The 22,251-nt window shown below is 46.3% G+C and carries 25 protein-coding genes; 15 read left to right on the forward strand and 10 right to left on the reverse strand.

All coding sequences use genetic code 11. The features are described 5' to 3' along the window. The 6 genes from CMR00_09385 to CMR00_09410 all read right to left on the reverse strand — a co-directional run. Nucleotides 1-1,053 (reverse strand): efflux transporter periplasmic adaptor subunit (locus CMR00_09385; GenBank protein PIO47582.1); only part of this gene is annotated, 1,053 nt, incomplete at its 3' end. A gap of 72 nt (nucleotides 1,054-1,125) precedes the next feature. Next, a complete protein-coding gene (locus tag CMR00_09390; GenBank protein PIO47583.1) occupies nucleotides 1,126-1,827 on the reverse strand; it encodes a hypothetical protein in 702 nt (233 codons plus the stop codon). A 330-nt stretch (nucleotides 1,828-2,157) separates the two neighbouring features. Then, complete coding sequence (locus CMR00_09395; protein ID PIO47584.1) at nucleotides 2,158-3,117, reverse strand: cation transporter; 960 nt, start codon at nucleotides 3,115-3,117, stop codon at nucleotides 2,158-2,160. A 62-nt stretch (nucleotides 3,118-3,179) separates the two neighbouring features. Continuing rightward, nucleotides 3,180-4,145 carry an L-asparaginase 1 gene (locus CMR00_09400; protein ID PIO47614.1) on the reverse strand — a complete coding sequence of 322 codons (966 nt, stop codon included), beginning with the start codon at nucleotides 4,143-4,145 and terminating at the stop codon, nucleotides 3,180-3,182. Nucleotides 4,146-4,235: 90 nt separating this feature from the next. Next, nucleotides 4,236-5,438 carry an amidohydrolase gene (locus tag CMR00_09405; protein PIO47585.1) on the reverse strand — a complete coding sequence of 401 codons (1,203 nt, stop codon included), beginning with the start codon at nucleotides 5,436-5,438 and terminating at the stop codon, nucleotides 4,236-4,238. After that, a complete protein-coding gene (locus CMR00_09410; GenBank protein ID PIO47586.1) occupies nucleotides 5,435-6,769 on the reverse strand; it encodes an amidohydrolase in 1,335 nt (444 codons plus the stop codon). The genes CMR00_09405 and CMR00_09410 overlap by 4 nt, the downstream gene beginning before the upstream one ends. Before the next feature lie 187 nt (nucleotides 6,770-6,956). Between CMR00_09410 and iscX the strand changes: the two genes are divergently transcribed. Next, the gene (gene iscX / locus CMR00_09415; protein PIO47587.1) at nucleotides 6,957-7,166 is read left to right on the forward strand and encodes a Fe-S assembly protein IscX; all 210 of its coding nucleotides are present in this window, start codon (nucleotides 6,957-6,959) and stop codon (nucleotides 7,164-7,166) included. A gap of 45 nt (nucleotides 7,167-7,211) precedes the next feature. Here the strand turns inward: iscX and CMR00_09420 are convergent, their stop codons facing one another. From CMR00_09420 to CMR00_09430, 3 genes are read right to left on the reverse strand one after another with little or no spacing between them, the layout of a single operon-like run. Then, nucleotides 7,212-7,406: a hypothetical protein gene (locus CMR00_09420; GenBank protein PIO47588.1), complete on the reverse strand. Its 195-nt coding sequence runs from the start codon at nucleotides 7,404-7,406 to the stop codon at nucleotides 7,212-7,214. Then, the gene (locus CMR00_09425; GenBank protein ID PIO47589.1) at nucleotides 7,382-7,675 is read right to left on the reverse strand and encodes a hypothetical protein; all 294 of its coding nucleotides are present in this window, start codon (nucleotides 7,673-7,675) and stop codon (nucleotides 7,382-7,384) included. The genes CMR00_09420 and CMR00_09425 overlap by 25 nt, the downstream gene beginning before the upstream one ends. A gap of 49 nt (nucleotides 7,676-7,724) precedes the next feature. Continuing rightward, nucleotides 7,725-8,234, reverse strand: a complete 510-nt coding sequence (locus tag CMR00_09430) for a hypothetical protein (protein PIO47590.1) — start codon at nucleotides 8,232-8,234, stop codon at nucleotides 7,725-7,727. 63 nt (nucleotides 8,235-8,297) lie between these two features. On the opposite strand from CMR00_09430, the gene CMR00_09435 reads away from it, so the two are divergent. The 11 genes from CMR00_09435 to pstA all read left to right on the forward strand — a co-directional run bounded on the left by CMR00_09435 (nucleotide 8,298) and on the right by pstA (nucleotide 17,137). After that, complete coding sequence (locus CMR00_09435) at nucleotides 8,298-8,780, forward strand: bacterioferritin (protein ID PIO47591.1); 483 nt, start codon at nucleotides 8,298-8,300, stop codon at nucleotides 8,778-8,780. Nucleotides 8,781-8,947: 167 nt separating this feature from the next. Beyond that, nucleotides 8,948-10,114: a hypothetical protein gene (locus CMR00_09440; GenBank protein ID PIO47592.1), complete on the forward strand. Its 1,167-nt coding sequence runs from the start codon at nucleotides 8,948-8,950 to the stop codon at nucleotides 10,112-10,114. Nucleotides 10,115-10,125: 11 nt separating this feature from the next. Beyond that, entirely contained in the window at nucleotides 10,126-11,061 is a 936-nt protein-coding gene (locus tag CMR00_09445) for a hypothetical protein (GenBank protein PIO47593.1), read from the forward strand. Between the two features lie 20 nt (nucleotides 11,062-11,081). Beyond that, nucleotides 11,082-11,429, forward strand: coding sequence for a hypothetical protein (locus CMR00_09450; protein ID PIO47594.1), 348 nt, complete (start codon nucleotides 11,082-11,084; stop codon nucleotides 11,427-11,429). A gap of 74 nt (nucleotides 11,430-11,503) precedes the next feature. Beyond that, nucleotides 11,504-12,007 (forward strand): hypothetical protein, encoded by a 504-nt coding sequence (locus tag CMR00_09455; GenBank protein PIO47595.1) that lies wholly within the window; start codon nucleotides 11,504-11,506, stop codon nucleotides 12,005-12,007. A gap of 191 nt (nucleotides 12,008-12,198) precedes the next feature. After that, nucleotides 12,199-12,849, forward strand: coding sequence for an ATP-dependent protease (locus tag CMR00_09460; protein ID PIO47596.1), 651 nt, complete (start codon nucleotides 12,199-12,201; stop codon nucleotides 12,847-12,849). A 21-nt stretch (nucleotides 12,850-12,870) separates the two neighbouring features. Then, nucleotides 12,871-13,776, forward strand: a complete 906-nt coding sequence (gene nadC, locus CMR00_09465; protein ID PIO47615.1) for a nicotinate-nucleotide diphosphorylase (carboxylating) — start codon at nucleotides 12,871-12,873, stop codon at nucleotides 13,774-13,776. Beyond that, the gene (locus CMR00_09470) at nucleotides 13,776-14,294 is read left to right on the forward strand and encodes a hypothetical protein (GenBank protein PIO47597.1); all 519 of its coding nucleotides are present in this window, start codon (nucleotides 13,776-13,778) and stop codon (nucleotides 14,292-14,294) included. Before nadC ends, CMR00_09470 begins: the two co-directional genes overlap by 1 nt. A gap of 86 nt (nucleotides 14,295-14,380) precedes the next feature. Beyond that, nucleotides 14,381-15,247: a phosphate-binding protein gene (locus tag CMR00_09475; GenBank protein ID PIO47598.1), complete on the forward strand. Its 867-nt coding sequence runs from the start codon at nucleotides 14,381-14,383 to the stop codon at nucleotides 15,245-15,247. Next, nucleotides 15,247-16,179: a phosphate ABC transporter permease subunit PstC gene (gene pstC, locus CMR00_09480; protein ID PIO47599.1), complete on the forward strand. Its 933-nt coding sequence runs from the start codon at nucleotides 15,247-15,249 to the stop codon at nucleotides 16,177-16,179. Before CMR00_09475 ends, pstC begins: the two co-directional genes overlap by 1 nt. Nucleotides 16,180-16,237: 58 nt before the next feature. Further along, the gene (gene pstA, locus CMR00_09485) at nucleotides 16,238-17,137 is read left to right on the forward strand and encodes a phosphate ABC transporter, permease protein PstA (GenBank protein PIO47600.1); all 900 of its coding nucleotides are present in this window, start codon (nucleotides 16,238-16,240) and stop codon (nucleotides 17,135-17,137) included. A gap of 87 nt (nucleotides 17,138-17,224) precedes the next feature. On the opposite strand, the gene CMR00_09490 is transcribed toward pstA, so the two are convergent. Next, nucleotides 17,225-18,934, reverse strand: a complete 1,710-nt coding sequence (locus tag CMR00_09490; GenBank protein PIO47601.1) for a hypothetical protein — start codon at nucleotides 18,932-18,934, stop codon at nucleotides 17,225-17,227. A gap of 241 nt (nucleotides 18,935-19,175) precedes the next feature. Between CMR00_09490 and CMR00_09495 the strand changes: the two genes are divergently transcribed. Genes CMR00_09495 through CMR00_09505 form a run of 3 tightly spaced genes read left to right on the forward strand, consistent with a single transcriptional unit; the run spans nucleotide 19,176 to nucleotide 22,237 of the window. Then, nucleotides 19,176-20,246 carry a ferredoxin--NADP(+) reductase gene (locus tag CMR00_09495; GenBank protein PIO47602.1) on the forward strand — a complete coding sequence of 357 codons (1,071 nt, stop codon included), beginning with the start codon at nucleotides 19,176-19,178 and terminating at the stop codon, nucleotides 20,244-20,246. A gap of 40 nt (nucleotides 20,247-20,286) precedes the next feature. Then, nucleotides 20,287-21,345, forward strand: a complete 1,059-nt coding sequence (locus tag CMR00_09500) for a hypothetical protein (protein PIO47603.1) — start codon at nucleotides 20,287-20,289, stop codon at nucleotides 21,343-21,345. A gap of 7 nt (nucleotides 21,346-21,352) precedes the next feature. Next, the gene (locus CMR00_09505; protein PIO47604.1) at nucleotides 21,353-22,237 is read left to right on the forward strand and encodes an exopolyphosphatase; all 885 of its coding nucleotides are present in this window, start codon (nucleotides 21,353-21,355) and stop codon (nucleotides 22,235-22,237) included. The last annotated feature ends 14 nt before the right edge of the window (nucleotides 22,238-22,251 follow it).

Consider the following 22,251-nt stretch of genomic DNA (forward strand, 5'->3'; position numbering starts at 1 on the left):
GTTAATCATATTGATTGCGTAGCCATCACGCAAGTTGTTCTGACCGCTCACAATGACACGCTCACCTTCTTTCAAGCCATCTATGACTTCCAGCATTTTTCCTGCTTCCCTGCCAACCGTGATAGCTCTGAGTTTTGCTACACCATTTTCTGCCACGAATACTTCTGGCGCCCTGACGCTCCCAATCAGCGCTTCGCGTGGAATCGTTAGTGCTTCACGCTCACCCAGCAAGGTAAAATTCACGCGCCCAAACATTCCGGCTTTGAGCGGATGCTCTTTGCTGTTGCTAAGCATAATTTCAACAGGATAGGTATGCGCTTCATCGCCTTTTGCGCTAATTGTGGCAATCGTACCTTTGAATTTTATGCCAGGATAAACATCGGTGGTTACCTCAACTTCATCGCCCACCTTGAGCTTGAAGACATCTTGCTCTGCCACATTAACTTTGACTTTGAGCTTAGCAATATCAACGACATTTGCTACCGTCATGCCTGCGCTGACCATAGCGCCGATATCGACCTTGCGTTCCGTTACAATTCCTGAGATTGGTGTCGTGATACGTGTATCGCGCAACTGACGACGCGCCACAATGTATTGCGCTTCAGCAGATTTGAAATTGAGCCGCGCCGACTCGACTTGCGCATCAGAAATACCGCCTTCCTTGAGCAGGGCTTCGTAGCGCTCAAGGTCCTTTTTGGCTTTCTCGTAGGCTATTTCAGCAGATTTGAAATTGGCAAGTTTGAGTTCATCGTCGACTTGTGCAATCAAAGCACCAGCTGGCTTGTAATCACCAACTTTTGCCCCAACTGCCACAACCCGTCCCGAAGTCTCGGAGACAATTGCCACGTCATTATTTGCCGTAATTGTTCCAATCAGCGAGAGCGTCTCACTCAGTTTGGTTTTACTTACGCTGATTGTGGAGACAGATACGGCTTTTTCAGTTTCCAGACTTTTCGCGGCTTTTGCATCCGATTTGGCCTTGTTGTTTAGCAAGATTGCTATGATGCCAGCTAGCACCGCAAGAACAATTACAGTGTTTCTCAGAATTTTCATTTTGCTTGCTCGTTAGTTTGATTTTCGTTGATAGTTAAACTCATTCATAAACTCTTTGCGTGCATATCTAAGTCATGTTAGCAAGGCTACTTTTTTGGCTCTCGCTCTCGATGACAGCCGTTTTGGGCTTTCTACTTGCTTGGCTTTGATATACTCCAGAAACACACGCGCGATGTTCATCACGAACACTTTGCGATCTACCCCATCAAACATTGCTGTATGATTGCAACGCTCCGACGACATCATAATTGCGCCCGCAATGGACGACCAGACCATCAACACGATTTCTCTCGGATTGATATCCTTGCGAAAAATGCCTTGCGCTATACCTTCTTTGATTAAATCTTCGGCTTGCTTAAAGCGCCGCCACTTTGCGTTTTGCAGTTGGGCTAAGCGCTCTGGCTCCACTTTACCATGCAGTGCCCCTGCATGAATAGCCATAAAAATTCTCATGTAGTCTTGATGTTTCTGTGAAAAGTTGTAGTAGGCTTCGGTATGTGCAAGTAGTTTTTCCTCAATCGTCTTTGCAGTGCGCATTGCATCATCAATCATCTCATCAATAGCAGCTAAGCCTTCTTCCGCCAGCGATACATACAGCTCTTCCTTGCTTTTGAAGTAAAGGTACAGCGTGCCTTTGGCAAGCTCGGACTCGGCAGCCACCATATCCATCGATGCTTGCTCAAAGCCATGCTTAAAAAAAACTTCTTTGGCTGCCTTGAGAATCGCCTGACGGCGCTCCGCTTTTTCACGCTCTTTGCGTTCGAGAATACTCATTGAGAAATGTTAGTTTTATAGAATGTTGTTATACTGCCAAATAGTTGCTTTGCCCACTGCTTTGACGCCAAGTCAATAAATGACCGAAAGTCATTTACGAAGATGGTAACGAAAGTTTCAGACTTTAAAGTTTCAGATGTAAAATTTTTTTGTAGAGCAAGGTGAGATATTGTGAGCGCATGCGCTGGCAGTTCGGACTAAAGAGAAAAGGACCTGATGGAAGTAACCTTCACTTAAGGTTTCGTTGTTGACTTTCGGCGAGGTGATTGCCTTGCTTTTGCAGCTTTGCTTAGATGGCTGCCTGTGCCCAGCACGCTCGTCTCATTGAGTTCAGTGATTGTGATTACAAGTTCTGAGCTCTCTTTTCTCTGCAGTTTCAGCTAGTGAGGCGTGCTTAATTTCTGCTTTGACTTTGTAGGTTTCTAACTGAATTGTGACATGCTCAATGCCAAAACGCTCCTTGAGCATCCTGTTGATGCAGAGAATCAGTTGCTCGCTGCAGTCATATTCATCGACGACGACATGGCAACTGAGCGCATTTACCCCTGATGTAATTGCCCAGACGTGCAAATCATGCAAATCACATACATGCGTCATTTGGCGCAGTGCTTGCTCAAGCTCCTGAATGTTCAAATCCTTTGGCACAGATTCCAGCAGCACATCCACGGCTTCTGTGATCACACCCCACGAGCTTCTTACAATGAGCGCCGCAATTGCCATGCTGATAAGAGAGTCTACAAAGAGCCAGTTTGTAAAGTAAATAATGCTGGCGCCGATTACGACCCCAACGGAACCCAGTAAATCGCCAATCACGTGCAGATATGCGGCTCGCACATTAACACTCGTTTTACTTGTTTTGTGCAGCAGCAAGGCAGACACCACATTTGCTAGCAGCCCTATTGTACCAAATCCGAACATTTCCTCAATGTAGATGTGTTTGGGTTCATTTAGCCGCATAAGTGCTTCATAACAGATGAGCAGCGACAGCGCACACAGTACAACCCCATTTGCCAGAGCCGCTAAAATTTCTACACGATAGTACCCGTAAGTACGCTCTGCAGTTGCTGGTTTTTTTGCAAACCAGACTGCTACCCACCCCAAGCCCAACGCCATCACATCGGTTGCCATATGTCCTGCATCAGCAAGCAACGCCAGACTGCCGCTGATGAGCCCGCCAATTAACTCCACCAGGAAAATTGCCGTCGTAATGAGGCTAGCCAGTGCCAAGCTCTGCTGCGCTGACTTACCAAGTTCTAACCGTTCGAGGTAGATAGAATGATTGTGTTCCACGGCAGTTACTTTTGTTTGCGCTTGTGTGTCTTCTCTCTCGTTACTTTCTTACTCTTCGCTTCCTATCTTGTGAGCTCGCCACGCAAGTTTTGCTCAATTTGGCGCCTGATGCGCTGTAAGGTCAGCGATGAATTGCCCAAAAGATAAAAAAGTTTTGCCAGCGTTGCTTCTGTCGTCATATCGTATCCAGAGAGCACTCCTGCCTCTTTGAGCCGATAGCCTCCAACATAACTTTGCATGTCGACTCGCCCCTCAAGACACTGCGAGACATTGACGATATAGACGCCACGTTGTGTGGCTTCCCGAAAGACTTCAATCAAATCTGGATTGTCTGGAGCATTGCCCACGCCAAAGGTTTTTAGCACGAGCCCCTCAATCGGAGCACGCAAGAAGTTTTGCACCACTTCTGGCGAGATACCCGGAAAGAGTGTCATCACGCCAATGCGCACCTGCTCTAACGACTTAACTTTGAACTTATTTTTTGGCTTAGGCAAAATGTTTTTCCAGTTGAGCCTAATGCTAACACCAGCAGTTGCCAGCGGTGGGTAGTTTGGTGATTCAAACGCACTAAACCCGCTGGCGCTTACCTTCACTGCGCGATTACCTCGCAAGAGCTTACCATTGAAATACAAACCTACTTCTGGAATCTGAAAGTTTGCTGCAAGGAACAACGCACCGATAAGATTTTCGCGTCCATCAGAACGCAGCTCCATAAGTGGTAATTGTGCTCCTGTCAAAATGACGCTTTTGCTGAGGTTTTCGAGCATAAAGGAGAGTGCAGATGCTGTGTAAGCCATCGTGTCTGTACCATGCAGAATAATGAATCCATCATAATCGTCGTAATGCGCCTCAATATCTCGTGCAATTGCTACCCACTGGTGCGGTGTCATATTAGCTGAATCTAAGAGCGGCTCATATTCATGGATTGTTACTTCAGGCAGTTCTGGTCGTGCAAACAGCGAGAGCGCTCGAAGTTGCTCTTCTAAGAAACCTTTTTCAGGTGCATAGCCCTTCTGCGTTTGTTTCATGCCAATTGTGCCACCTGTGTAGGCGACATAGATGCGCTTTCTTGACTTATGTCGCACTTGCTTCGTTCGTATTCTGCAGTTTGTGAAGGCTCAATTGCACTGTTCTTTGACGATTTTGCCATTGATTATCACCGTGCACACATGCGAGGTATATTCAAATGGATCGCCGTCGTAGAGCACAAGGTCAGCATCCTTGCCTTTTTCAAGTGAGCCCACGCGCTTTGCAATCCCTAAAATTTCTGCGGCATCAATTGTGATTGTACGCAAAGCCTCTTCAAAACTTAGTCCATTTGCGGCAGCTACTGCTGCTTCGAAGAGCACGACACGCGTCTTTGGAACATAGGCTTCATAGCCGGACTGCAGCGCAACTTTAATTCCAGCTTTGCGCAATTTTGCGGCTGTCTCAAATGAGGCGTTTTCACCATCGCCGACATTGCGCATCATGGGTGGATGCACAATCACTGGTACACCTGCTTTTTTGATGTCATCAATGACAAGGTAGGCTTCTGCAGCACCATCGAGCACAAGTTTGAAGCCAAACTCTTTTTGCAAGCGCAGTGCTGCAAGAATGTCCGTCGCTCGATGCGCCGTAAAGAGCGCCGGCAGCTTGCCCGATAGCACATCGTTTAGAACTTCAAGGCGCAAATCGCGCGCAGGTCGTTTGCTTGGGTCTTTGGCTTGCATGCGCTTGGCATAATCCTGTGCTTTGAGAAATTCTTCACGCAACATGGCTACACCTTTAGCTCGCGTACCCGGCTTTTTGTAATTCTGACTAACCGATGAGCCGAGTGTAAAGGCAACCATAGCAGGCGTTTGCACAATAGCTTCGGATACCGTGTTCGCATCCGTTTTAACAATCATGGTCTGTCCACTTGAGAGTGCACCCGGTCCATGTCCTGTATGCACGGTTGTTACGCCAAAGTCGCGCAGCCACTTCACAAGCCGCTCTTCAGCGTTGTAAGCATCCTCAGCACGCAGCTCTGGCTGAATGGCTTCAGAGAGTTCGAGTTGGTCTTGGTCGTGATTGTAGTTCAAAATACCTGCCAGACCGACGACCGAATGTGCGTCAATGAGTCCGGGCGTAACCACTTTGGCTCTGAGCATGCGATAGCCACTTGGAATCGGGAGATTGACGCCCACAGCTTCGATTTTGCCATTTTTAATGAGCACCACACCATTTTTCAGCGGCGCTCCTGCCATAGTGTAGACAGCTTCGCCTTGCACGGCAATCTGCGCTGTGGCTTCTGCAAGCAGTGCCAGCCAAAGTCCGAGAGTGAAAATCCTTGTTTTCATCTTTCTCCTCCCATTTCCGATTGACCGTTATCGTCCAAGGCATCTGCACCGCGATAGACGCTATGCCCACCGACGGCATACTTGTAGTCGTCAGGATTTGAGCGGTCGTAGACTTTTTGTCCTTCCACCCAAGTCTGCAGCACGTGTGTATAGACACTGAAGGGGTCACCAGAGAGAATGATAAAATCAGCATCCTTACCTTTTTCAAGTGAGCCAATGCGATCTTGCAAATCCAGCATGCGTGCGCCTGCAAGGGTCAAGGCTTCTAAGGCTTTTTTGCGTGACATACCTGCGCGCACGGCTAAACCTGCTGAACGCAAAAAGAGTCGTGAATCGGTAATGCTATCATCGGTATGAAACGCGACATCTACACCGGCTTCTTCCAACACACGACCATTTTCAAAGCGAATATCGACCGCCTCTAACTTTCCGCCTGGGGAATCCAGCACAATGATTGAGCAAGGGGCTTTTGCAGCGGCAATTTCTTTGGCGACTTTCCAGGCTTCGCTGACATGATGCAAGACCACACGAAAACCAAATTCTTTGGCAAGACGCAACACTGTAAGAATATCATCATGCCGGTGCGTGTGATGATGCACGATGCGCTTGCCCTCCAGCACTTGCAGCAGACACTCCATATCAAGGTCGCGCTTCGGCAATTTTTCTTTGTCATTTCCAGCCGCTTTGATTTTCTCACGATAATCTTGGGCTTTGAGATAGATGATGCGCACGACGGATGCCGACTTGCCACGTGTGCCTGTAAAGGGCGCTGGACGTAGTGGATTAGTGCCATTTGCCATTTTGAGTCCACCTGCAATCTCATTCGTTGCATCTTTGACGAAGAGCATGTCTTCGATCGAGTTTGCGTCTTTGCGCAGTTTGAGATAGACAGTCTGTCCGCTCATCAAGTGTCCAGAGCCCGGCATGATGTTGACGGTTGTAATGCCCCCGACCAAGGCTTTTTTGAAGTTTGTTGCTCTTGGGTCAATCGCGTCTAAAATGCGCACACTGGGATGCAAGGTGCTCGAGGCATCGCCGCCATCACCACGCCCAATGTGCGAATGTGTATCGACTAAGCCGGGCATAATCACTTTGCCCTCAACATTGTGTTCCACAGCACCCGATGGCACTGGCACTTCACCGGATTTGCCGACCGCCACAATTTTCCCACCTTGCACCACTAACACCCCATTTTCAATCGGCTCACCGACAATTGGGTAAATCAATGCTCCACGAAAAACCTGCGCCGTCTCTTGCGCACGCAGAGGAACTGCGAAGAAAAGTATCAGACATAACACGAGGGAGAAGCGACAAGTTGTGTTGTTTATCATTGATGTCTGTCTGCTTTTTCTGCTGTTACAACCTGCGTAAAGATAAAACTTTATCAACTGCTCTGAAGCACAGTGTTCGTTTTGCAGGAGAAATTTTGTACTCCTCAAACATGTCGTTGTATAAAAAATCTTTCGCACGCGCTAACTTTGCAGCAACACATTACAATTAACTCAAACTTTTATCGTTATGAAACTGACTTGGAATGACGCTGAAGACATTGGCATTTTGCTTCAAGAAAAATATCCTGATATTGATCCGCTCACGGTACGTTTTACTGACTTGCATCGCTATGTCACCGAGTTACCTGATTTTGTCGACGATCCGAAAGCCTCCAATGAAGGCAAATTAGAAGCCATTCAAATGGCATGGTATGAAGAGTGGAAAAGCGCAAAGTAGCATGCGCTTGCCACCTTAAGAGCCTGACAGAGTAGAGCTTAATGTTTAAGCTGAACTTTTTTCCAGCAATGCCGTGGCTTTGCGGTAGATTTCATCAGCGAACTCTACAGGTGCTTGCGGGTTATTTTTTTCAACTAGCCCGAAGAGTTTTTCAGCAATAACCTTGTGATTGAGCAAGCGCAAACTTAGTTGCGGTCGATAGAGAAACTGCGCTGTTACTTCTGGTCCACCAAAGACCATAAAGAACGCCACGAGTTTGTTCTTGCTTTTTCGAGCAAATTGCTCTGATTGAGTGCGCCAATAAAATTAGGAGACATGGCAAGGTTGTAAATTGGTGTGCCAAGAATCACCACATCGAACTCCTCGAGGAAGCTGTAATCGGCACGAGGTGGTGTTTTTGCTTTTTCCACATAAAACCCGCGCTCGACGAGTGTTTGTCCGATGGTGTCAATAATACGGTCAGTTGAGCCGCCTGTGGTGAGGGCGTCATAAAGAATGATGGCTTTCATTTGTCGTGATTATTTAAGAGTTAATTGTCGACACAAACCTGCGAAAATATCATTCTACGATTTCGACAGGTGTATGGATGCTTACTAACGTTTTCAGTTCTTCCAGATCTTTGTTTTTCATCCGAATGCAGCCTTCAGTTGCACATGTGCCAATAGAACTCTCGTCATGCGTACCGTGAATACCGATGCCTTTCCATTCCTTGCCCGACTTTGTGCGCTCTTTACTTGTATGCAATCTTAGAAACCACGGTCCATAGGCACCAGCAATTTCACCTTTACCATCTTTGAAATCATGTGTCCAATTGCGCGCATCTTGAATTTGCGAGATATAGAATTTACCTTCTGGTGTGCGCATATCGCCAACGGCTTGCTTATCGCCTGCGTTTTTTCCGACGGCAATTGGGTACGAGGCTTCAAGTGTCCTGCCATTGTAGAGGTAGAGCCTAAACTCACTTTTTTTGATGAGAATATGCCGTGTTCGCTTTTCTTGCAATGTATCGACGAGTAGATTCGGTCTAAATTCGCTGAATAGCAAAAGCGCAAGAAAAATCAGCAGCATTGTTAGTTTCTTTCAGATTTTCTCAAAATAATTTTCTCTAACGCTTTAACCAACAACAGTCCTATGTCGTCTATCACCGTTCTTGAAGAAAAAATTGATAAGAAAGCTGTTGCGGCAGTGCTCAACAAAATTTTGGAAACCGAACTTGCTGGTGTAGTGCGCTATACGCATTACTCGCTAATGATCTACGGTTACAACCGCATTCCGATTGTCTCATGGCTGCGCGATCAAGCCAATGAATCATTGGCACACGCACAACAAGCCGGTGAGCTCATCACGGGTTTGGGTGAGCATCCTTCGCTTGCAATTGGACCACTTTTGGAGACAGAAAACCATGACATTGGCGATATTTTACGCGAGTCGTTGGAGCACGAAATGGCTGGTCTTTCTGCTTATCGTGAACTGCTTGCGTTAGTAGAAGGCAAATCGGTCGTACTTGAAGAGTATGCGCGTCAGATGATTCACGATGAAGAGTTGCACATTATGGAGGTAAACAAAATGTTGCGCAAGCCGGGCGAAATTGCCGCCTTCCAAAATGGTAAATAAGCCAAATGGCGCCATATTTACCACATGGTAGAGCACTCACTGACATTTGATGGCGGGTTATTCCCGCCTTTTTAATTTGCCGTTTTTTTGTTTTGCCAATCCGACTTACGTTTAGCGTGTATAGCACTTTTGCGCTTAAAAAACTTCGTAACCAAACCTTTTGCTGTATGAGAGGCTCTCGTTCTTCTATGACCCAAATCATTGCACAAAAACCTGCTCTTTGGCTACTGCTGTTTGCATTTGCTGTATCGGCATGCGCAAAACCTGAGTATGGCGTAAAACTTTCTGCTTTGCCTGCTGGCGTGCAAATCCCTGAGAACTTGAAAGAAAAACTGCGCTATGATGCCGCTACACAAACACTCTTTGTTAAAGATCACTTAACTGCCACTGAAAAGGAAGAATTGCTCAAACTCTCGGAGGATAAAAGCTATCGCCGTGCGGTTCAAGGTCTTTACGAATACAATCAGCCTGAAGAAACAACTCAGGTCGGGGAAATGACCATCGGTGTAGAACCTGCTTTGATGCCGATTGCGCAAATTCTTGCCAAGGCTTTTAATGAAAAGCGTCCGAATGCAAAGATTTTGCTTGAGCCGATGTCCACCAATGAAGCCATGACAGAGCTTGCAAATGGTCGGCTACGTTTTGCGCTGACAATTCGCGATAGTTCGACGGCGGAAGGCAGTTTATTTCGTGCTAACAAAATTCCTGTGCTGCGTCGCATCTCTGCACTAGATGCTTTTTGTTTTATTGTCAATCCTCAAAATCCGACTACAGAGCTTGGCTTGCAGCAGCTCAAATTCTTACTCAGCGGCACAGCAAAGGATTGGTCGGAAGTTGATAAAAGTCGCAAACCTACGCCCGTGAGTGTTTTCATCAGTAATGATGGACGTGCTGACTATTTGCGTGATAGTGTTTTGGCAGGAAAATTCTCAGACAGTGTTGTCGTATGCACGTCCAAAGAGGACATGATTGAGGCTGTAAGACGCACGCCCGGCGCACTCGGCTATCTGACAATGCTCGATATCAAAGATGTTATTGGCGTCAAGCAAGAGGGCGAAAAGTTTGTGGTTGACTTAAAAGACACGACACGGTTTAAGGTGATGGCAATTAAAGGCGCAGAATTTGAGTCGCCAACCGCCTTACCTTTGCAAGGCTATGTTGCTAACGGTCAATATCCGTTGAGTTACAGGATATACTACTTTCAGCGCACACAAGGTCAGTTACCTGCAGGATTTTCTGGCTTTCTGCAATTTGGCACGTCCGGTGAAGGTCAAGAAGTCTTTTTCAAGAATGGGCTTGTGCCTTTCACTCAAATCATTGTTGTCAAGCAATAAGAATTTTCCTTATGTCGCCATACGTTCTGCGCTGGTTGCTTTTTTGTTTAGGCGTATTGCTCTTTCATCTCTTGTGTCAAGGCTGTTCTGGCTCTGACGGCAACAAGCGCGAGTCTACAACCGAAGGCGTACTTGAGTATGTCGTTGATGAATCACTTGCCCCTGCACTGCTACCTCAGCAGCAAGAGTTCATGCGCATCTGGAAGACGGCATCGCTTAGCAGTACCGCTCTTGAGACGCGTGTCGCTATACAACAGTTGCTTGAGCGCAAGGCACGGCTGATTATCATCAATCGTAACTTCAAGCCCGATGAACTCGAAGCTATCGAAAAAGTTGGTTTGAAGCTCGAAAAAAAGCCCTGTGGGGTCGATGGGGTATGTTTTCTTGTTCATCCTGAAAATCCTGTTCGAGCTTTGCGCCTTGAGCAGTTGCGCGATGTGCTCTCTGGCAAAATCACAAACTGGTCGGCGCTCGGTGGCAAAGATGCACCGATTCAACTTTTCATTACAACGCCTAACGATGGAATGCGCGACCTTTTGCAAGATTCCCTGCTCAAATCGGTTGAGTTTTCAAAGTCGGCTTACCCATGCACCTCGTTTGCCCAGATGCGTGCAGCGATGACACGCACCAAACATTTTTTGGCATACACAGGCACAGCGCATGCACGCCCTGCACTTGATACCAAACACATGGATACCACAGCATTCAAAGTGCTGGCGCTTGCCGCAGATTCGGCAAATGCAGAATTTGTCATGCCATATCAAGCCAATGTCTATGAAGGTAAGTATCCTTTCGCGCACTTTGTCTATGTCGTCTATCCTCTGGGCGAAAAACTGCCGCTGGGCTTTGCTTCTTTTCTCTTGCGCGAAGGTCAGCAAATCTTTGTTCGCAATGGCTACGCGCCGTATAAGTTACCGGTGAGAATTGTCAATTTCCGAGAAGATTAATCATCTCAATTTTGATGTCTATGTCAAACTATATCGCCCTGTTTATCACCGATCTTGTCTTTCAAAGTCAGGTTCGTGTTGCAATGCAAGGTGCGGCGCCTGAGCTTCGCTTTGTCTTTTCGCCGCAGATGCTCCCAGCTGATGAGCCGCCTGCGCTTGCCGTCTTTGATTTAAGCTCGGGCGATTTAGAAGCGCTTCGGCTCTTTCGCGAGAAATTCCCTGAGGTTGCGACGCTTGCCTTTTTACCACATGTAGAGACCACACTGCGCCAGCACGCTGTTGCATTAGGCTGCTTGCGTGTTGTCTCTCGCTTTGAATTTTCCAACAACATTCGCAAACTTCTCACCGAGCCCTATGCGAACGTTTAGCACATACTTTGGCTTACTATTTGCTGCTCATTCTGGATGCAGCATCTCAAAACCTAAACTTTGCTTTGTAACACATGTTTGAGCTCACTGAACTGTCAACACTGACGAAAACCGAGTTTTACAAAGCCCTCACGGGTCAGCTTTACGCACTTTTAGGCGATGAGGAGGATTTTATCGCCAACGCTGCCAACTTCTCTTCACTTCTCTTTCATACGATGCCCGACCTTAATTGGGTAGGCTTGTATCTCTACAAGCAAGGCGAGCTTGTCTTAGGACCGTTTCAAGGTAAGCCTGCTTGCACGCGCATTGCTGTGGGCAAAGGCGTTTGTGGTACAGCTGCGGAACGACGTAAGACCATCATCGTCGCTAATGTGCATGAATTTCCAGGTCATATTGCTTGCGACCAAGCCTCGAACTCTGAAATTGTTGTGCCCATGATAAAAGGAGGTCAACTTATCGGAGTCTTGGATTTGGATAGCCCAACGCTGGCACGCTTTGACCAAGAAGACAAAGCGGGTCTGGAAAACTTGGTTGAGGTCTTTCTTTCCAAAACTGAAGTGCATTTTTTGGTATGCTAACATGACCAGATACTGCGCTTGACAGCGTGGTCGTTTTGAGCGTACCTTGCAACATTCGTTGTGAATTCTTTCTGCAGTGCACTATTGCTATTCAACCCATCATCTTGTGCTTCGTGCTGGATACCGCACACCAATAGCGTTTGACATTACAAGCGTTCTTGGTTAGTTTTGTAATTCTTTTTCAACGATTGATGAAGACGAAAATGGCTGAGAAAAGTATTATACCGATATTTCCATTACCGCTTGTTGTTTGTCCCGAAGAGACTCTACCGCTTCACATTTTTGAGGAACGCTATAAAGCGATGATTGCTTACTGCCGCAGTGAAAATAAGCCTTTTGGAGTCTCGCTGGCTTACAACAACAAACTCTATCCGATTGGCTGTGCTGTAGAACTCGAGGAAATCGTTAACGAATATCCCGATGGTCGCTTGGATATTATCACGGTTGGCGTGATGCGCTACAAGATGCTTGAGATCTATAAGGATAAGCCTTATATGCGCGCCTCTGTAGAGTTTTTCGACGATGATGGTGAGCCAGCCGAACCGTCTTTGCGCCAGCGCGTGATCACGCTGCACCTTAAATTCATCGAACTCTTGCAAGGCGAGACCACTGTCGAGGATTACGATTTTAATGAGCGCGTCTCGTTTCGTGTAGCGCATTCAGCTGGATTTGATGTGTTGCAAAAGCAAAAGGTGCTTGAGATGACAAATGAAAACAAGCGCCTTGAATTGCTCATTGAACACTTTGAGAAAATCATTCCCGATATTGAGCGTACTGAAGAAATCAAGCGTCGTGTGCGCTCCAACGGACATTTCAAGAATCTGCGCTCGTTTGATTTGTAAGCCTTGCTTGTTTGCCTGCCAATGAAGCGCCGTACGCCAACTTCTTCCTTCGCTGAGTTTCATGCACACTGCGAAACAGAAGCAATTGAGCTAGCTATGCTGGAAGACCTCTACGAAGGCGATATTACGACTGAAGCTATCATTCCCAAGACACACCGCAGCAAGGGCGTGATTCGTGCTAAGTCCGATGGCGTGATTGCCGGCGTGCGTGTTATGGAGCGCATTTTTTCAATGTCCAAAAACAAAATGTCCGTCCATGTGCACAAGCGTGATGGTGAGCCTGTCAAGTCAGGTGATATCATTGCGGAAGTTATTGGCAGCACGCAAACACTGTTGCTTTGCGAGCGCACGGTGCTCAACTTTATGCAGCGTATGTCTGGCATTGCTACCAAAACAGCAGAATGGGTAAAACTTATCGCACACACAAAAGCCAAACTTTTAGACACACGCAAGACGGCGCCAGCACTGCGCTACTTCGACAAAGAAGCGGTGAAAATCGGCGGCGGGGTCAATCATCGCTTTGGACTCTATGATATGATTTTGATTAAAGATAATCATATTGATGCAGCGGGCAGTGTTTCGGAGGCGATTCGTCGCGCAAAGGAATATCGCATGCGCAAAGGTTTGGAGGTCAAAATTGAAGTTGAAGTGCGCTCGCAACAGGAAGTGCAGGAAGCCCTACGCTTTTCTCCTGACATGCTTTTGCTCGATAACTTTTCACTTGAAGCCTTGAGGCAAGCGGTAACTTTTGTGCGTGCCAAGTCCTCAAAGGTTTTGCTTGAAGCTTCTGGTGGCGTTAGCAAAGACACACTCTGCGAGATTGCCGAAACTGGTGTAGATTTTATTTCTGCCGGGGCGCTCACACACAGCGTTTCTGCAATGGATATTTCTATGAAAATTACGCCGCTCTCAAATGCGATTGAATAATGCATCGATGGCTTTTTGTGCTCAGCATAAGCGTTGTGCTCACGCTGAATTTTTCTTCGTGCAGCCAAGGGCTTGAGCCTGAATACCGCAGCACGGATCCGAATGCGCGCGGACGTTTTCGCGGTACAATTACATTCAGAAATTTTCCACCACCCGTGCCCGATAGCACTCGCCCTGATAGCTTGCGCGAACTTTTGCTGGTTGTCTATCGCACAGCGCCAAGCGTAGAGACGTTTCTTGATCTGAATACGCTTGCCGACACGATTTTTCTGCGACCGTTTTATGTGCCACACTTGCGCTATGAACGCGAGATTGCCGCTGGCACTTACGAGTATGTTGCTGTTGCACAACTTTTTCGTGGCTTTGCACTCAATCCTAACGATTGGCGTCCAGTCGGGGTTTATGGCGGTAGCCGTGAAAATCCTCGTGGGCGACCGCTCATTGTGCGTCCAAATGCACTGACTGATAGTGTCGATATCTTCGTTGATTTTTGGAATCCTTTGCCTTTCCCACGCTAGCGTACAGCGTTAAATTTTTGTTAAGACGATTTATTTTTGCTGTAGGTGCGCTAAGTTTACGCACTTTCTTAGCGATGCAAAACCTTATGAAGTCGCCGCTTTTTCTACTTAGTCTTCTTTTTTTTCTCTACAGCTGCACTAGTCGTGAGCAAGTCATTACAGTGCGCGGCTCTGACACGATGGTTGCCCTAGGGCAAAAGTGGGCAGAAGTTTATATGAATAAGTTCCCAGAGGAAACGGTTCAGGTCAATGGTGGCGGCAGTGGCACAGGCATTGCTGCGCTGATTAACCGCACTGCCGATATTTGTCAATCATCACGACCGATGAAAGCAAGTGAGCACAAGAAAATCCGCGAAAAATTTGGACGAGATGTCATTGAAATTCCCGTCGCAAAAGATGGTATTGTGATCTATGTGCACGAAAGCAACCCAGTCGCCAAGCTTTCTATTTCTCAAATTCGAAAAATTTACACAGGCAAAATTCAGAACTGGAAAGAACTCGGCTGGGAAGATAAACGCATGATTGTCTATGGACGAGAGAACAGTTCGGGCACCTATGAATTTTTCAAGAAGGCAGTGCTCGAAGGTGAAGACTTCGTTGACTATGTTCAAACTCTGCCCGGTACCGCTGCTATTGTTAATGCTGTCAGCAAAGATAAGTACGCTATCGGGTACGGCGGCAATGCGTACTCACAAGGCATTCGACTTGTACCAGTCAGTCGCACCGATAGTTCGGAAGCCGTAGAAGCCAATGAAGCCACCGTTACCAGCGGGGAATATCCGATTTCACGCGACTTGTATTTTTATCTTGCCAAAGAGCCAAGTAATGCACTTGCACGCTTCATTGAGTGGGTACTGAGCGACGAAGCACAAGAGATTGTTACGGCACAAGGTTATTTTCCTATAAAAACTTCAAAGACACATACAAAGCCAACCACTTCTCTTACTCACTGATGCCTATAATGCAACTTCAATCTACCACATCTGCTCGTGCTGAGCGTATTGATTTCCTAATGCGTGCTATCATCCTTGTCGTTGCAACCATTGCGCTTTCAATGATTTTTTTGATTTTCATTTTCACCTTCAAGGAAGCCAAAGATGTATTTTTTGATGCCGAGACACGCCATGAGGTTCTCCCGACACTTTTTAGTACGAACTGGCAACCTATCTCGGATAGCCCTAAGTATGGTATTATTCCGTTGCTGATTGGCACACTCAAAACCACATTGATTGCTATGGTTATTGCCGTGCCTATTGGTGTGCTGGCGGCGATTTACACGTCTTGCTTTTCACCGATTTGGTTCAAAGAACTTATCAAGCCTGTCGTAGAATTGCTTGCAGGGTTTCCTTCGGTAGTGATAGGTTTTTTTGCGCTCTTTGTGTTAGCAGGATTTTTGCAAAGCCTTACGGGTGCAGAGTCTCGCTTGAACGCCTTGGTGGCTGGTGTTGCCATGTCTCTGACTGCAATTCCTATTATTTTTACGATTTCGGAAGATGCCCTCTCAGCAGTGCCTAAATCTATTCAAGAAGCCAGTTACGGGCTTGGGGCCACGAAGTGGGAAACAGCTTTTTACATCACTTTTCCAACTGCTTATCCGGGTATTTTTGCTGCAACAATCTTGGGCTTTGGTCGCACAATCGGAGAAACCCTCATCGTGCTTATGGCAAGCGGCAATGCCGCAATTTCTTCTTGGTCGCTCATCGACTCTGCGCGCACACTCACAGCCACTATCGGTGCAGAAATGGCAGAAGTTGTCTTCGGTGACCCGCATTACAACGTCCTTTTTCTTATCGGTACCGCTCTTTTTCTTTTTGCATTGATTCTCAATAGCATCGCAGAGTTTTATATCAAAGAAAGATTGATGAAAAAATTTAGGGGTAGCTAGTACATCCATGTCCATTGTTTTTCTAAGGCAATCAAAGATGTAGCCAAACTTCTCGACGATGAACAAACAAATTTTAGGCGGTTTTTATACAGGTGCTACTGCATTTGCTGTAATACTGATTTTTCTCATTGTTGCCATTATTCTGTTTGACATCTTACGTGGCGGATTAGCCAAACTGAGTTGGGAGTTTCTGACGCAGCCGCCGCGTGAAGGTATGACAGAAGGAGGAATTTTCCCTGCCATTTATGGTACCGTCGTACTGGTGATTTTGATGTCTATTGTTGGTCTTCCATTCGGCATCATCACGGCTATTTATCTTTCTGAATACACGACGGCACAAAGTCGGTTTGCGCGTGCTGTACGCTTTGCCGTTAGCAATTTAGCCAGTGTGCCTTCTATCGTGTTTGGCTTGTTTGGGTTAGGATTTTTCGTGCAGTTTATTGGTGCAGGATTAGATGCTGCGTTTGCGCTAGAAGATGAGGTCATTTGGGGCAAACCTGCCTTGATTTGGGCTGCTGCAACCCTTGCTTTGCTTACACTGCCAGTTACGATTGTCTCCGTCGAGGAAGCCTTGCGCAATGTGCCGCGTGAATACCGCGAAGCCTCACATGCACTTGGCGCCACCAAGTGGCAAACGATCTGGCACACGGTTTTGCCTAATGCCGTCAGTGGTATTCTGACCGGCGCCATTCTTGCCGTTAGCCGCGGCGCTGGTGAAGTTGCGCCCTTGCTTTTTACCGGCGCAGCATTTTTTCTACCCAAACTCCCCAATTCGCTCGATGACCAGTTTATGCATTTAGGCTATCATCTCTATGTGCTTGCTACACAGTCGGTTAATGTCGAACTCACTTTGCCCCTTCAGTACAGCACTACACTGGTCTTGCTTGTTCTTACCTTCACATTGAATCTTACCGCCATCTTGATTCGATATCGGCTTCGTAGCCAGTTTTCTCTGTAAGCATATTGCAACTTTGTTCTGCAGGCTTCACTGCAGCAGGTCTCCTCGTCTATAAATTGCTTTGCCCTAACTGCACATTTTGCGATTCTAGAAACACACTTTGTTGCGCCCTGTGCGTTTTGCCTCGTAGAGTTTTTCATCTGCAGCGTGCAGCACCGCATCAAGGTCGTGATAACCTTTAGCTTCAACGACGCCGATGCTAATTGTGATAGCCAGATCGGGATGCATTTTTTGCCAGTCATAATTTTGCACACTTAGGCGAATTTTCTCGCAAGCAGCCACAGCTTTGGACAGAGGGGTTTCCGGCATTACGATTACAAATTCTTCACCGCCATATCGTGCAATGATATCATTGCTGCGCGATTCCGAGCGAAAAATTTTTGCCAGTTCCCGCAGCACCTCATCACCGACTTGATGCGAGAAACGGTCGTTGACTTGCTTGAAGAAATCAATATCCAACATAGCAACGCTGAGTGTTCGCTCATAGCGCCGTGAACGCTCGAGTTCTTGACTGAGTTCAATATCCAGATATCTTCGGTTAAGCAATTTGGTTAAGCCATCTTCACGCGCTTGGCGTTCTAAAACTTTTGCCTGCTCTTGAACTTGCAGCAGCAGTGCTGTCTTCTGGGCATTTGCTTCACGCAAAGATTCCATCAACTTTTGCAATTCCTGATTTGCCTTGACAAGTTCGATATTTTTTAACCGATAGATTTCCATCTCACGCTGTGCTTTTTCCGCATCGTATTGAATGGAGATGCTGCGAAGTTTTTGTGCCATTTCACGGCTGAGTACTTCTTCTTTGAGACTATGAAATTTTTTGAAGTGGAACAGGGCTTTTTCAAAATCTTGGATGCGTTCATAGGCTTGCGCCATAGCTTCATGGACTTTGTAGACACATTCCTTTAATTTTCTTTCTTCGGCAACCGACAACGCCGTTGAAAGATGCTGGAGCGCCTGTGCTATGTTATTTTTTTCTATGAATAGCGTGCCTAAACGTGTGAGTGCAATCACCACGCCGTGCTTATGTTGCACTTCTTTTGAAATCTCGAGGCTTTGAAAATAAAACTTTTCGGCTTCCACAAGATTATTTTGCTTCTGGTAGAGCGCGCCTATGTTAGCCAGCGTTACGCCTTCTCCGCGCTTATCTCCAACCCGGCGGCGCATCTCCAGCGCTTTTTGATAGTAGTCTAACGCACGCTGCATATCGCCAATGCGCTCATACGTCTCTCCAAGTTCATTGAGCGTATAAGCCTGGCCTTGCAAATTTCCCAGTTCTTCTTTGAGTGCAAGACTCTTAAACAAATATGCAAATGCTTTCGGGGCATCATTAAGCCGCGCTTGCACACGCCCTAAATCATTGTATGAGTAAGCTTCACCTAATTTATCGCCTGTCTCTTCTTTGAGTTTAAGGCTTCTGAGGTAGTAGTTAATGGCGTTCGGATAATCTCCCAAGCGGTAGTGCACGTTGCCAATCCAGTTCAGCACATGCCCTTGAGAGATTTTATCGTCAAGATTTTGGTAGGCAGAGAGCACGTAAAGTAATTCTCTGAGGGCATCTTCATAATCGGAGATCAAATACTTGCACACAGCATGATAATACAGGCTACGCACAGCGCCTTTTTCATAGCCCAGTTTTTTTGCCATAGCATGTGCGGCGTTGCTAAGGTCAATACTGCGTTGTGGGTTGATATCTTTGACTTCCCATGCATAGTCGTTAAGCAAATCCACTTTTTCTATACTTTCAGGTAAACTTTCAAGACGCTGCTCTATATTGCTCAATTTTTCTATCAGTTCCATTAGCCATGCTGTGTTATAGATTAGAGTATCTCCTCATTCCTTGCCTGTCCAATGTCACTGTCTCTGAGTTTTTACGGTTAGCTTGATTTTGTTCAAATTTTCATTTTGAGAAAATATGAATTATTTTCTCTTCTTACTACCGCTGCGTTCTTTGCGTTTTTGCTATGACAGGCTGAAACCTTCTAGCATTTAAGATTTGTTGAAAAACCGATTTTTGCATCATCAATTTTGCTGTTTTACTATGTTAAGTTCGACTCACGGACAAAGTGCCTTTCTCAGCGAAGCGACACTTGACCAGACCCCTGATATCGCTGATCTTACTATCATCGGTGCAGGTCCTACTGGACTTTTTGGCGCATTTTATGCTGGGTTGCGCTCAATGCGTGTGCGTATCTTGGAAAGTCTGGCTGAAATTGGCGGTCAGCTCACGGCACTTTATCCAAAGAAAAATATCTATGATGTCGCTGGCTATCCGAAAGTGCTTGCTGAAGATTTGGTCAAGAGTCTCTATGAGCAATGTGTGCAGTATCAGCCTGATATTATTACCTCAGCGCGTGTTGAGAAACTCGAGCGCGAACATGATTTGCTCAAACTTACGGTAGAAGATGGTCGTGTTTTTTGGTCAAAGACCGTTCTCATTGCTGCTGGTGTTGGAGCTTTTACACCGCGCAAATTAGAATCGCCCGAGATTGCACCGTGGGAAGGCAAGGGGCTCTACTACTTTGTCAAAGACCCAACCATCTTCTATGGCAAGAAAATTTTGGTCATTGGTGGTGGTGATTCAGCGATGGACTGGGCAATGGCGCTTGGCGATAAAACTGATATGTTGCTCATTCATCGCCGCGATAAATTTGTAGCACACGAAGATAGTGTCAAGAAAGTCAAAGAAATGGGTGTTCCGATTCGCACCTTCTGGGAACTCAAAGCGATTCACGGTGAAAACGATAAGATTCACAGTGTTACTATCTTCAATAACAAAACCAAAGAGGAAGAAACTCTTGAAGTTGAAGCTGTTTTGTGCAACTTAGGGTTTCATACTAACCTTGGCTCCATTAAGGATTGGGGCTTAGAGATTCATAACAATGGCATTGTTGTCAACGCTCATATGGAAACCAACATTAAGGGTGTTTATGCTGCGGGCGATATTGCTTGGCATCAAGCCAAACTCAAACTCATTGCTACTGGCTTTGGCGAAGCGGCTATTGCTGTTAATCATGCAAAAACCGTGATTGACCCGCATGCTTCGTTTTTCCCAGGACACAGCAGCAGCAAAGACGACAAAAAGGAAGAAAAGCAACCTCAATCTGCTTGATATGGAAATTTATTCTACCTGAACCAACTTATTTGAGACTATGACTGCAGCACTACAAACCCCGACCTTGAAAAATGGCTACTCTAAAGGCAGCGGGCAGCGATTAGCTGATATTCTGATTGTCGACGACCAGGAAATCATCTTAAAGTTACTTGAAGAAACCTTGCGCAGTGAGGGCTATAGTGTGCGCATGGCTACAAACGGCTACGAAGCCCTCAATGCGGTAAATGAAAAGAAGCCCGACCTTATCATCACCGATATGCTCATGCCAAAGATGAATGGGGTCGATATGGTTGCAAAATTGAAGGAATCTGCTGATACGCGGCTCATTCCTACGATTATGCTCACAGGTCTTTTTGACTTCGATAACAAAGTAAGAGCCCTGGAAATCGGCGTCGATGATTTTTTAGGCAAGCCCTTTAACCGTGTAGAATTGATTACCAAAGTTCGTGCGCTGCTCAAGACTAAAATGTATATTGATCAACTTGAGAACGCCGAAACGGTGATTTTCTCACTTGCCCTCGCTATCGAGGGCAGGGATCCTTATACCAACGGACACTGCCATCGTCTATCTGACTACGGTATGAAACTTGCCAAAAAAATTGGCTTAGGCGAATGGGACATTGACGCTGTGCGCAAAGGTGGCGTGATACACGATATTGGCAAAATCGCAGTGCCCGATTCTATTCTGCTCAAACCCGGCAAACTCACTCCCGAGGAATACGAGGTAATGAAGATTCACCCTGAAGCGGGTGAAAACATTTGCAAACCGCTTAAATCCTTGCATCATGTTTTGCCTATTGTGCGCAGTCATCAAGAACGCTGGGATGGCACAGGCTACCCTGATAAACTTTCAGGCACAAACATCCCACTTACGGCGCGCATCATCGCCTTGGTTGATTTCTATGACGCATTGATGACTGTCAGACCCTATAAACGCGCTCTTGATGTCAAACAGTGTTTAGAGATTATGAGCCAAGAAACTCAAGATCATAAGTGGGATCCCAACTTGATGCGTGTCTTTCAAGACATGATTGTCTCTGGAGAAATTGAGAAACCTTTTTCAGAAATTCAACCTATTGTCTACGAGCATCAATAATCTCAGCATGAGGTATAATGTTCTTACGCGCGCGGACCTCGATGGCTTAGTCTGCGCAGTTATCCTGAAGAATACCGAAGACATTGAAAAGATCCGTTTCTCTGAGCCTAAGTTTGTTCAAGACCGTGAAATTGAAGTCTATCCTAACGATATTCTTACCAATCTACCTTATCACCCCAACTGTGCAATGTGGTTTGACCATCATATTGCGAACATTCGCCCAAAGAATTTCAAAGGGTCATTCAAAAACGCGCCGTCTGCTGCACGCGTTGTCTATGATTACTATCTACCTAACTTCCCACACCTGACAAAATATGAAGACTTACTGCACGCTACCGACCGCATTGATGCTGCTGAACTCACCTACGATGAAGTCTTAACGCCTGAAGGGTATCTCTTGCTTTCTATGACGATTGATGGCAAGTTCCATGAAGATGAACCCTACTGGCTCCATGTGATTGACTTGCTCAAAGACAAGTCGCTTGATGAAATTATGAATGATCCCTTAGTCAAAGCCAAGTGTGAAAAATTTCGTGAAGAGGACCTCAACTTTCGTGATGCAATTCGCAAGCATTCGCGCATAGAAAAAAATGTGCTGGTTACAGACCTACGCGCTTACAGTCAGGATTTGCCTAATGGAAACCGTTACTATGTTTATGCTTTTCAAGCGGCAACCAATCTCTCCATGCGCATTACGCCCGACCGAGAGCGTCCGGGGATGGTCTCTATCGGCGTAGGGTATAACATTTTTAACCGCACTGCAAACATCAATGTCGGTGAGCTTATGAAAAAATATGGCGGTGGTGGTCACAAGAGCGTCGGTAGCACCAAAGTTAAAGCTGAAGATGCTGACCGTATCATTCAAGAATTGCTCACCTACCTGACGCGCTGATTCAATCGTCTTGC

The organism is [Chlorobium] sp. 445 (genome assembly GCA_002763895.1).
Lineage (GTDB): Bacteria > Bacteroidota > Chlorobiia > Chlorobiales > Thermochlorobacteraceae > Thermochlorobacter.